The organism is Cryobacterium roopkundense (assembly GCF_014200405.1).
GTDB classification, from domain to species: domain Bacteria; phylum Actinomycetota; class Actinomycetes; order Actinomycetales; family Microbacteriaceae; genus Cryobacterium; species Cryobacterium roopkundense.
Map to the genome: position 1 here is coordinate 1,003,745 of NZ_JACHBQ010000001.1, position 11,120 is coordinate 1,014,864.

General features: G+C 67.7%; 11 protein-coding genes and 1 rRNA gene. All 12 read left to right on the plus strand.

Annotated elements, in window-relative coordinates:
- The first annotated feature begins 51 nt into the window (after positions 1-51).
- The 12 genes from rrf (at position 52) to BJ997_RS04770 (ending at position 11,036) form a co-directional block, all read left to right on the plus strand.
- Positions 52-168: ribosomal RNA gene (rrf, locus tag BJ997_RS04715) — 5S ribosomal RNA — on the plus strand.
- A gap of 107 nt (positions 169-275) precedes the next feature.
- Positions 276-2,393 (plus strand): primosomal protein, encoded by a 2,118-nt coding sequence (locus BJ997_RS04720; protein WP_183323265.1) that lies wholly within the window; start codon positions 276-278, stop codon positions 2,391-2,393.
- Between the two features lie 127 nt (positions 2,394-2,520).
- Positions 2,521-3,504, plus strand: coding sequence for an HAD-IIA family hydrolase (locus tag BJ997_RS04725; protein ID WP_035840568.1), 984 nt, complete (start codon positions 2,521-2,523; stop codon positions 3,502-3,504).
- A 9-nt stretch (positions 3,505-3,513) separates the two neighbouring features.
- A complete protein-coding gene (locus BJ997_RS04730; RefSeq protein WP_169743185.1) occupies positions 3,514-3,678 on the plus strand; it encodes a hypothetical protein in 165 nt (54 codons plus the stop codon).
- The gene (locus BJ997_RS04735; protein ID WP_236629172.1) at positions 3,675-4,607 is read left to right on the plus strand and encodes a TlyA family RNA methyltransferase; all 933 of its coding nucleotides are present in this window, start codon (positions 3,675-3,677) and stop codon (positions 4,605-4,607) included. The genes BJ997_RS04730 and BJ997_RS04735 overlap by 4 nt, the downstream gene beginning before the upstream one ends.
- Positions 4,607-5,527 (plus strand): NAD kinase, encoded by a 921-nt coding sequence (locus BJ997_RS04740; RefSeq protein WP_035840562.1) that lies wholly within the window; start codon positions 4,607-4,609, stop codon positions 5,525-5,527. The genes BJ997_RS04735 and BJ997_RS04740 overlap by 1 nt, the downstream gene beginning before the upstream one ends.
- A 9-nt stretch (positions 5,528-5,536) precedes the next feature.
- On the plus strand, positions 5,537-7,240 hold the full coding sequence (recN, locus tag BJ997_RS04745) for a DNA repair protein RecN (protein ID WP_183323267.1): 1,704 nt from the start codon (positions 5,537-5,539) through the stop codon (positions 7,238-7,240).
- A gap of 26 nt (positions 7,241-7,266) precedes the next feature.
- Positions 7,267-8,973 (plus strand): CTP synthase, encoded by a 1,707-nt coding sequence (locus BJ997_RS04750; protein WP_084141458.1) that lies wholly within the window; start codon positions 7,267-7,269, stop codon positions 8,971-8,973.
- On the plus strand, positions 8,966-9,151 hold the full coding sequence (locus BJ997_RS04755) for a hypothetical protein (RefSeq protein WP_035838148.1): 186 nt from the start codon (positions 8,966-8,968) through the stop codon (positions 9,149-9,151). Before BJ997_RS04750 ends, BJ997_RS04755 begins: the two co-directional genes overlap by 8 nt.
- Positions 9,148-9,789 carry an NUDIX domain-containing protein gene (locus BJ997_RS04760; protein WP_035838146.1) on the plus strand — a complete coding sequence of 214 codons (642 nt, stop codon included), beginning with the start codon at positions 9,148-9,150 and terminating at the stop codon, positions 9,787-9,789. Before BJ997_RS04755 ends, BJ997_RS04760 begins: the two co-directional genes overlap by 4 nt.
- Positions 9,786-10,724, plus strand: a complete 939-nt coding sequence (xerD, locus tag BJ997_RS04765; RefSeq protein ID WP_035838144.1) for a site-specific tyrosine recombinase XerD — start codon at positions 9,786-9,788, stop codon at positions 10,722-10,724. The genes BJ997_RS04760 and xerD overlap by 4 nt, the downstream gene beginning before the upstream one ends.
- An 87-nt stretch (positions 10,725-10,811) precedes the next feature.
- Positions 10,812-11,036, plus strand: a complete 225-nt coding sequence (locus BJ997_RS04770) for a hypothetical protein (RefSeq protein ID WP_035838142.1) — start codon at positions 10,812-10,814, stop codon at positions 11,034-11,036.
- Positions 11,037-11,120 lie beyond the last annotated feature (84 nt).

Sequence of the window (11,120 nt, forward strand, 5' to 3'; positions counted from 1 at the left end):
ACAACAACTAAATACTATTTGTATGAGTTTGTTCGAACCATCGAAAGATGTTTCGGCGGCTATAGCAAGAGGGAAACGCCCGGTCACATTCCGAACCCGGAAGCTAAGACTCTTTGCGCCGATGGTACTGCAGGGGGGACCCTGTGGGAGAGTAGGACACCGCCGGACTTAACTTAGAAACAAGCAAAATGGCCACCCGATGGGTGGCCATTTTGCGTTAAGGCTTAGGCTATTGAAGGCGTCGACAAGACGTTACTAATTACACAGGAGACACAGTGAGCCCTTCAGGAACGCACGGCGACGACGCACGCAACGGCCGGGACGACCGCCGCGCAAGCGGAAACCAGAGCGGACGCCCCCAGGGGGCCCGCGACGGTGCCACCGGCGCGCCTCGTTCCGGAGGCTACGAGGGCCGTTCGCAGCGCCCGCCGCAGGGTGGCGACCGTGCTCCCTACCGTGGCAACAGCGAGCGCCCGTCCGGTGGAAACGACCGCGCTCCGTACCGCGGAAACTCGGATCGCCCGCAGCAGGGCGGTGACCGTGCTCCTTACCGTGGCAACAGCGAGCGTCCGTCCGGCGGCAACGACCGCGCTCCGTACCGCGGAAATTCCGACCGTCCGTCGTATGGCGACCGTCCCCAGCGTGACGGTGACCGTCCGTCGTACCGCGGCAGCAACGACCGTCCGTCCAGCGGTGGCGACCGTGCTCCCTACCGTGGCAACAGCGAGCGCCCGTCCGGCGGCAACGACCGCGCCCCGTACCGTGGCAACAACGACCGCCCGCAGCAGGGCGGCGACCGTGCTCCCTACCGTGGCAACAGCGAGCGTCCGTCCGGCGGCAACGACCGCGCTCCGTACCGCGGAAACTCCGACCGTCCGTCGTATGGCGACCGTCCCCAGCGTGACGGTGACCGTCCGTCGTACCGCGGCAACAACGACCGTCCGTCCAGCGGTGGCGACCGTGCTCCCTACCGTGGCAACAGCGAGCGTCCCTCCGGTGGAAACGACCGTGCTCCGTACCGCGGCAACTCGGATCGCCCGCAGCAGGGCGGCGACCGTGCTCCCTACCGTGGCAACAACGAGCGTCCGTCGTACGGCGACCGTCCCCAGCGCGACGGCGACCGTCCCGCGTACCGCGGCAACTCCGACCGACCCCAGCAGGGTGGCGAGCGTCCTCCGTACCGTGGCAACGGCGATCGTCCCGCCTACAAGGGCAATTCCGACCGTCCTTCGACGGGGGACCGCCCGGCGTACCGCGGAAACTTTGATCGACCGGCGACCGGTGACCACCGCCCCGCGTACAAGGGCAACTCCGATCGTCCGTCCGGTTCCGGTGAGCGCAAGCCCTGGGCCAAAGACGGCGAACGCTCCGAGCGTCCGCGCCAGGATGGCGACCGTCGTCCAGGCGGCATGGCCACCCAGCGCGGCGGAAATCCGAACCGCGCCGGTGCCCCCCGCGATGCCGGCAAGAAGCTCTGGACCAAAGACGGCGCTCCCGCCCGCAACGACCGCGATGCCCGGGTCGTTGAAGAGGAAATGACCGAAGAGCAGCGGATGCAGCGCGAGCTGCGTGCCGTTCGCCCTCGTCACGATGACCCGGAACTGCCCGACGATATCTCGGCGCAGGATCTCGATCGCATCGCCCGCAACGAACTCAAGACCCTGACCAAGGAGAACGCCGAGACAGTCGGGCGTCACCTGGCCATGGCGGCCCGCGTCATCGACGAGAACCCGGCGCTGGCTCACCAGCACGTGATGAGCGCGGCTCGCCGCGCCGGCCGCATCGGCGTCGTTCGCGAGAGTCTGGCCATTACGGCCTACGCCACGGGCGATTTTGCCCTCGCGCTGCGTGAGCTGCGCACCTACCGCCGTATCTCAGGCTCCAACGACCAGCTGGCCCTCATGGTCGACAGCGAGCGTGGCGTCGGCCGGCCCGACCGCGCCCTCGAGCTCGGCCGTTCCGTCGACCGCAGCACGCTGCCAGCCGGCGTGCAGGTCTCACTGGCGATCGCAATGTCCGGCGCGCGCCTCGACCTCGGCGAAACGGATGCCGCGCTCGGCGAGCTTGAGATTCCGCAGCTGGACCCGAACACGGCGTTCTCCTACAGCCCCGAACTGTTCGTGGCCTATGCAGAGGTGCTGAACGAGCTCGGGCGCGAAGCGGAAGCCGAGACCTGGCTCGAACGCGCCGAGCGCGCGGACGCCGCCCTCGGGTCGACCGGTGACGTGGACGAGACCATCGAGATCCTCGAGATCGAAGAAGACGACGACGACGCACTCGCAGAAGACGCCTCCGACGCCGGCGACGACGAGGGTGACGAGGACGCAGAATCTGAGACTGTGCACGCCGACGCCGACGCCGACGCCGTGTCTGACGACGAGCGCGACCAGTAACGCCGTGGGGAGTATCTTCCGGAAGAGAAGGGTCTCGACAGAGGTCTCGACAAGCCACCGGGTCGAGCCTGCGGGGGCCTCGACCCAGGCCACCAGCGCCGGGGCGGAGGCGACGCCGCTCGCGGGCATCGACGTGCTGCTCGCGGACCTCGACGGCGTCGTGTACGCCGGGCCTGCGGCGATCCCATTCGCGGTGGACAGCCTCAACCGCGCTGCGGAAACCGTGCGGGTGGGCTACATCACGAACAACGCCTCGCGAACCGACCAGTCCGTGGCGGACCACCTCACGGACCTCGGCCTCACGGTGGGGGCGACGGATGTCGTCACATCGCCCCAGGCTGCCGTGCGGTTGCTCGCGGCGGAGGTGCCTGCCGGCGCCCGCATTCTCGTGGTCGGCGGCGAAGGCCTCGTCTCTGAGGTTGAAAAGGGCGGGTTCGTGGTGACTCGATCGGCCGATGACAACCCGGCAGCCGTCATTCAGGGCTTCGCGCCCGACGTGGGTTGGGCACACCTCGCCGAGGCCTCTTTTGCTCTGAGCCCGGACGGCCCGACCGCAGGCATTCCGTGGATCGCCACGAACACGGATTGGACCATTCCGGTGGCCCGGGGCATAGCGCCCGGCAACGGCACGCTCGTCTCGGCCGTGCACACCGCCGTCGGCCGCTTGCCGATCGTGGCGGGCAAGCCGGAGGCGGCGATTTTCGTGGAGGCCGTCAACCGCTTTGGCGCGAGCACGGCGTTGTTCATCGGCGACCGGCTGGACACCGACATCCTCGGCGCAAACCGCGCCGGAATTCCGGCCGTCTTGGTGCTGACCGGCATCGACCGAGCCAAGCAGGCTCTCGCGGCCGACGCCGACTCCCGCCCCGCCTTCCTGCTCACTGACCTGCGGCAACTGCACGAGCCGTACCCCGAAACCGTGTTCTCGAAAGACGGCTCCTCGGCGACCGTGGCGGGCGCGAGCGTCAGCATCCGTGGCAACAACGTGGAGATCACGAAAGACGGCGATGGCGGCATCAACCTGCTGCGCGCGGCCTGTGCCGTGATCTGGAACTCGGGGCGCCCAATTTATGGCCTCAACGTTCCCGAGCGACTGTATGTGGCGCAGTAGCCTAGATACGTGACTTCTCAGCAAAACAATCCCGACGTGGCCGTACTCGGTTCTCGACTGACCGTGATCGACGAGCAACCCCTCGAGCAGCGGGCTGCCGCCTTCGTGCAACTGCACGACGAGCTGCAGGCCCGCCTTGAGGGCGCCGACCTGCCTGCCGGAGACGTCGCGTGAGCGGCAACGGTGTGAGCGGCTATCGCTCCAACGAAGAGCGGATGGTGAACATGGGCCAGTCCGCCGCCGACGATGCTCCCCTCACCGAGGACGAGCTCGCCGAGGCGGCGGAGCACGCGCTCGCGCCACCCGAACTCCTGCGTCTCGACGCCGCCCTCACCGAGCGCGGCCTCGTGCGTTCGCGCACGGTCGCGGCCAAGCTCATTGCCGGGGGACTCGTGACCGTCGACGGGCAGCCCGTCGTGAAGGCCTCCCATCGGGTGAGCGAGGCCGCCGTGCTGGCCGTGGCCGCGACCGACCACTACGTGAGTCGGGGCGCCCACAAGCTCATCGCCGCTCTGGACGCCTTTGAGATCCCCGTCGACGGGCGCACCGTGCTCGACGCCGGCGCCTCCACCGGCGGATTCAGTCAGGTCGTGCTCGAGCGTGGAGCCGCCCAGGTGATCGCCGTCGACGTAGGCCACGGCCAGCTCGCCCCCTCGCTCGCGAAGGAGCCGCGCCTCACGCTTGTGGAGGGCTTCAACCTGCGCTACTCCACGGCTGCCAAGCTCGAGGCGGAGAGCGGCATCAGCGCACGGGCCGACCTCGTGGTGGCCGACCTCTCGTTCATCTCGCTCACCACCGTGCTGCCGGCGCTGCTGGCCACCGCCGCGGAGGGCGCCGACTTCGTGCTGCTCATCAAACCCCAATTCGAAGTGGGTCGCGGCGGAATCCGCGAAGGCATCGTGCACAACGCCGGACTGCGCTCCGACGCCGTCTCTGGGGTGCTCTGGGCCGGTTGGGACCTCGGGCTGCGCACGAACGGCCTCGTGGCCTCGCCCATCGCCGGGGCCGCCGGCAACCATGAGTATCTGGTCTGGCTGAGCGCTCGAGTGGGCTCGAGCCCCACCGAATGGAGCGACCGGATCGAAGCACTCGTGGGAGCCTGATGACCCAGGTGCCACGCCACATCCTCATCGTCGCCCACACGGGGCGCGCCGACTCGCTCGAGGCGGCCGTCACCGTGGCCGGGCAGCTCATTGCGGCGGGAGCCGCCCCGGTACTCGCACCCGCCGAACGGGACGACGTGCTCGCCGCGTCACCGGATCTCGCGGGCCACCTGGAGATACTCGGCGACACCGTGCAGCCCGCCGAGCTCGAGCTCGTCATCGTGCTCGGTGGCGACGGCACCATCCTGCGTGCCGCGGAACTCGTGCGCGGATGCTCCGCCCCCCTTCTCGGTATCAATCTCGGCCACGTGGGGTTCCTCGCCGAAAGTGAACGCGACGACCTGGGAGCGGCCGTGCGCCGCGCCCTGCACCGCGACTACGTCGTGGAAGAGCGCATGACCCTCAATGTGCGGGTCAAGGTGTACGACGAGGTCGTCTATGAAACCTGGGCGCTCAACGAAGCCACGGTAGAAAAGGCCAGCCGCGAACGCATGATCGAGGTCGTGATCGAGGTCGACGGCCGCCCACTCTCCAGCTTCGGCTGCGACGGTGTGGTCATGTCGACCCCCACGGGATCCACCGCCTACGCCTTCTCGGCCGGCGGACCCATCGTGTGGCCCACCCTCGACGCCCTGATGCTTGTGCCGTTGAGTGCCCACGCGCTCTTCGCCCGACCGCTGGTCGTCGCGCCGGACAGCTCACTCGCGGTGGAGGTGCTGGCCCGCACCGGAGTCTCCGCGGTGCTGTGCGCCGACGGACGACGTACCTTCAACCTGCCGTCCGGAGCGCGCGTTATCGTGCGACGCTCCGACGTGCCCGTGCGCCTCGCCCGCTTGCACACCGGCTTGTTCACCGACCGTCTGGTCAACAAATTCAACCTGCCCGTGACGGGGTGGCGCGGCCCCGGCGGTCGTGAGTGAGGCCCCCGCATGATTGAAGAACTTGTTATCCGCGACCTCGGCGTTATTGCCGAAGCGACGCTGCCGTTGGGCCCCGGCTTCACCGCCGTCACCGGCGAAACCGGCGCGGGTAAAACCATGGTCGTCACCGCCCTCGGCCTGCTGCTTGGCGATCGAGCGGATGCCGGCACTGTGCGCCTGGGCCAGCCGCAAAGTTCCGTGGAGGGCCGCTGGGTGATCGACCCGAACGGCCTGGTAGCCGAGCGTGTGCGGGAGGCTGGGGGAGACCTTGACGGCCCCGAACTCATCCTCGGCCGAACCGTGTCGTCGGAGGGCCGGAGCCGTGCCGTCGTAGGAGGGCGCAGCGCCCCCGCTGGGGTGCTGAGCGACCTTCGCAGCGCCCTCGTGGTCGTGCACGGGCAATCCGACCAGGTTCGGCTGCGATCCGCTGTCGCCCAGCGAGACGCCCTCGACCGTTTCGCCGGCCCAGAGCTCACGGAGGTTCTCGGCCTGTACCAGCACGCTTTCCATCGTTGGCAGGCCAACCAGCTCGAACTCGACCGGCTCGCCGCCGAACGCGACCTGCGCGAGCGCGAGGCCGACGAGCTGCGCGTTGCGCTCGCTCTGATCGAAACCGTGGCCCCGCAGCCCGGCGAAGAGACCGAGCTCACCGAACGCGCCGAACGGCTCGGTAACCTCGAAGAACTTCGCCTCGGCGCCGCCCAGGCCAGGGAACTGCTCTCTGCCGAGGAGAACCCCGACGATGCGCCCGACGTGATCGCACTGCTCGAGGGCGCCCGCCGTGCCCTCGACCGCGTGGCCCTGCACGACCCGGCGCTCCCGCCGCTCACCGAAGCCATCGCCAACGCCGGCTTCGTCGTATCCGACATCGCGGCACAACTCTCCACCTACCTGGCCGGCGTCGACGTGGACGGTGCCCGAGAACTCGAGATCGTGCAGGAACGCCGCGCCGAGCTCGCCGCCCTCGCCCGAAAATACCCGGGCGGCATCGACGAGGCCATCGAGTTTCTCGACACCGGCAGCATCCGCTTGCTGGAGCTCGACGGCGACTCTGAGCGTATTGACACGCTTGGAGCGGATGCCGCAGCCGACTACGTGCTCGTCACGACGCTCGCCGAGCAGCTCACCGCGCTGCGTGAGTCTGCCGCGACGTCCCTGGGCGCTCTCGTGACCGCCGAACTCGCCGCCCTAGCAATGCCTGATGCCTCGCTCGTCGTCGAGATCGAAGGTAGGGACGACGTCACGTCTACCGGGAACGACCTCGTGAAGATTCTGCTGCAGCCGCACGCCGGAGCCGAACCGCGCCCCCTCGGGCGAGGTGCCTCGGGCGGTGAGCTGTCGCGGGTGATGCTCGCGATCGAGGTCGTCATCAACGCGACCGACCCTGTTCCCACCTTCGTGTTCGACGAGGTGGATGCCGGAGTGGGAGGCGCGGCCGCGATCGAGATCGGGCGACGCCTCGCGCGCCTCGCCGAAACCGCGCAGGTGATCGTGGTGACCCACCTCGCCCAGGTGGCAGCGTTCGCGGGCAACCACCTCAGCGTCGTGAAAGACAGCGACGGCTCGGTGACAGCATCGAGCGTGCGACAACTGATTGGCGACGATCGAGCGGCCGAGATGGCTCGGCTGCTCTCCGGTTTGCCGGACTCGAAGAGCGGACTCGAGCACGCCCGTGAGCTGATGGCCCTCGCGCAGCGCGTCGAAATCTGCTGATAGCATTGAAGCCCGTGGTGGATAATATGAACGCGGACATTTCAAACGACACGAAACCCGACAAGACTGTGAAGCAGATCTTCGTCACCGGTGGTGTCGTTTCTTCATTGGGCAAGGGCCTGACGGCGGCAAGCCTCGGCAACCTGCTCACGGCTCGCGGACTGCGCGTCGTCATGCAAAAACTCGACCCGTACCTCAATGTGGACCCGGGCACGATGAACCCCTTCCAGCACGGCGAGGTCTTCGTGACCGACGACGGCGCGGAGACCGACCTCGATATCGGGCACTACGAACGCTTCCTCGACATCAACCTCGGCCAGTCGGCGAACGTCACCACCGGCCAGATCTACTCGCAGGTGATCGCCAAGGAGCGTCGCGGCGAGTACCTCGGTGACACCGTGCAGGTGATCCCGCACATCACCGACGAGATCAAGCGCCGCATGCGCCTGCAGGCCGACGATGCGCTGCGCCCCGACGTCATCATCACCGAGATCGGCGGCACCGTCGGCGACATCGAATCGCAGCCGTTCATTGAGGCGGCCCGCCAGGTGCGCCACGAACTCGGCCGCAACAACGTGTTCTTCGTGCACGTCTCCCTGGTGCCGTTCCTCGGCGCGGCAGGCGAGCAGAAGACCAAGCCCACCCAACACTCCGTCGCCACCCTCCGGTCGATCGGCATCCAGCCCGACGCCCTCGTTCTGCGCAGCGACCGTCCGGTCTCCGAGTCGAACAAGCGCAAGATCGCGCTCATGTGCGACGTCGACGAAGCCGCGGTCGTCAACGCCATCGACGTGCCGTCCATCTACGAGATCCCCACCATGCTGCACGACCAGGGACTCGACCTGTACATCATCAAGGCCCTCGGCCTCACGGCTTCGACCGTGGACTGGTCCGGCTGGGAGAACCTGCTGCAGGCCGTGCACCACCCCAAGCACGAGGTTACGATCGGCCTGGTCGGCAAGTACATCGACCTGCCCGACGCCTACCTGTCCGTGACCGAGGCGCTGCGCGCTGGCGGTTTCGCGAATCAGGCCAAGGTGAAGGTCGTCTGGATCGGCTCAGACGACTGCGAAACCGAGGAGGGCGCATCTCGGCTGCTCGGCGAACTCGACGGTATCTGCGTGCCCGGCGGCTTCGGCATCCGGGGCATTGAGGGCAAGCTTGGCGCCCTGCGCTTCGCCCGCGAGAATGGCATACCGGTGCTCGGCCTGTGCCTCGGCCTGCAGTGCATGGTGATCGAGTACGCCCGCAACAAGGCCGACCTGCCCGACGCATCCTCGTCGGAGTTCGACCCCGAGACCGCCTTCCCGGTGATCGCCACCATGGAAGAGCAGGTTGAGATCATCGCCGGCGGCGACCTCGGAGGCACCATGCGCCTCGGCCTGTACCCTGCAGTGCTCGCCGCAGGATCGATCGTCGCCGAGCTCTATGGAGCGACCGAGGCGTCGGAACGTCACCGTCACCGCTACGAGGTCAACAACGTGTACCGCGACCAGATCGCCCTCGCCGGTCTCTCGTTCTCCGGCCTCTCGCCCGACCACAAGCTCGTGGAATACGTTGAACTTCCACGCGAGGTGCACCCGTTCTACGTGGGCACCCAAGCACACCCCGAGCTGCGTTCGCGTCCGAACAACGCGCATCCGCTGTTCCGTGGCCTCATCGCCGCCGCCCTCGACCGCCAGCAGGCCAGTCGTTTGTTCGAGGTAGAGGTGAAAGAGGCAGCGGATGTCTGACCTCTCGGCCAGCCTCCTCGCCATCCCGCACTTCAGTTCAGTGCCGGACTATTCGCGCCACGACACGGCGCGCCAGGCGGGCGCGGCTGCTGCGGCAGCCGCGCGGGCGGAAGCCCGCCAGAATGCGGCCCTGTCGGCCGTGCCCGCGTCAGACCCGACCAGGGGGGCTCAGTCGTGACCGGTGCCGAGCCGCTGAAGGACGACACCGCTCTCGTGAACGTGACGAGGTCCGAGGTCGTCTTCGCGGGCTCGGTGTGGAGCATCCGCCGGGACGAGTTCGAGTACAACGGCTCGACCATCGCGCGTGAGCTGATGGACCACACCGGCGCCGTCGTGGTGCTTGCCCTTGACGAACAAGACCGCGTACTGCTCATCAAGCAGTACCGGCACCCCGTACGCATGCGCGAGTGGGAGCTGCCTGCAGGCCTGCTCGACATCAGCGGGGAAGACGCGCTCGTGGGGGCCCAGCGCGAGCTCGCCGAAGAGGCCGATGTAGTGGCCACCGAGTGGAATGTACTCAGCGACTTCTACACGTCGCCCGGCGGCAGCAGCGAGGCGATTCGCATCTACCTCGCCCGCGGTATCTCGGCCAGCGCCGAAGTCTTCGCGCGAACGGAGGAGGAAGCCGACATCGAGATTCGCTGGGTTGTCCTTGACGAGATCGTCGACGCCGTGCTCGCACGACGGGTGCAGAACCCCTCGCTCATCGTCGGCGTGCTTGCCGCGCAGGTGTCTCGCTCCCGTGGGTGGAGCACACTGGCGCCCGCTGATTCGCCGTGGCCCGGGCATCCGCTTAACTGGACTCACACCGAATGAGCGCGCCGATCGAGGCTGCCCTGGATTCGTACCTTCGGCATGTCTCGATCGAACGCGGCCTTGCCGCGAACACGGTGGCCGCGTACCGCCGCGACCTCACGCTCTACGCCGGGTGGTTGCAGGGTGCGCCGCCGCCCGCCGAGCCGGTGGCCGGGCTGCGTCAGATCACCGCGGCACACATTTCGGCTTTTGTGCGCTACCTCTCTTGCCGGGAGGAGTCGCCGCTGACTGCGGCTTCGATCGCACGCGTGCTCTCGACCGTGCGCGGATTTCACCGCTTTCTGCTCGAGGAGGCCCTCGTCGATGTCGACGTTGCCCGCGAGACTAAGCCCCCCAAGTTGGCCATGCGGTTGCCCAAGGCAATCTCGATCGAACAGGTCGCGGCGCTGCTGGCGGCAACGGATGGCGACGACCTGCTGCAGCTGCGCGACAAGGCGCTCCTCGAGCTGCTCTACGCGACCGGTGCGCGCGTCTCGGAGGTCGTCAGTCTCAACGTCGACGACGTTCTCGCCGAGGTGCTCGACGAGGAGGTCGTGCGGCTCACCGGCAAGGGCGACAAGCAACGCATCGTTCCGGTGGGCAGCTACGCCCGGTCCGCGATCAATGCATACCTCGTGCGGGCGCGCCCGCTGCTCTCGGCGCGCGGCGCGGCCACGCCAGCGCTGTTCCTCGGGGTGCGCGGTCAGCGGGTGAGCCGGCAGAACGCCTGGCTCATCATTCGCGCGGCGGCCGAACGCGCGGGCCTTTCCGTGGCGGTCTCGCCGCACACTCTGCGGCATTCCTTTGCCACGCACCTGCTCGCCGGGGGAGCAGACGTGCGCGTGGTTCAGGAGCTGCTCGGGCACTCGTCTGTCGCCACCACGCAGATCTACACCCTCGTCACCGTTGACACTCTCCGGGACATGTACACCACCGCCCATCCCCGCGCGCGCTGAGCGGCATCCTCTTTCGTTTCGTTCCGACTCGCGTCGCGGGGCAGCTCGTGGGGCGCTCTTGCAGCGTGACCCGATACCGTTAGAGTCATGGCTTCCGAGAAACCGACCCGCGACAACCGTAAGACCTTCGCCCTCATGTGGCTGATCGGAGCTGTCGCGCTTGCCCTCTCGAGCGTTGTGCTGTTCCTCGGCGCCTTCGATCTGTACACGGTTGTCACCGCCAGTGCTGCCGCATTTGCGGGCGTGCTGTGCCTGACCCGTGCGTTCTCCAACATGCGTGCACCCGAAAAAGCCGAGAAGACCTCGGAGTAGTATTCGGCAGCGGATGGTGCGCAATCGGCACGGCGAGCAACAGCGGGACGATCCAATCGCTACACTCGACAAGGTGACAAAGGA

Coding starts and splice junctions, on each gene's coding strand:
- BJ997_RS04740 (WP_035840562.1), top strand. CDS start 4,607: ATGACCCAGGTGCCACGCCACATCCTCATCGTCGCCCACACGGGGCGC.
- BJ997_RS04770 (WP_035838142.1), top strand. CDS start 10,812: ATGGCTTCCGAGAAACCGACCCGCGACAACCGTAAGACCTTCGCCCTC.
- recN (WP_183323267.1), top strand. CDS start 5,537: ATGATTGAAGAACTTGTTATCCGCGACCTCGGCGTTATTGCCGAAGCG.
- BJ997_RS04750 (WP_084141458.1), top strand. CDS start 7,267: ATGAACGCGGACATTTCAAACGACACGAAACCCGACAAGACTGTGAAG.
- BJ997_RS04755 (WP_035838148.1), top strand. CDS start 8,966: ATGTCTGACCTCTCGGCCAGCCTCCTCGCCATCCCGCACTTCAGTTCA.
- xerD (WP_035838144.1), top strand. CDS start 9,786: ATGAGCGCGCCGATCGAGGCTGCCCTGGATTCGTACCTTCGGCATGTC.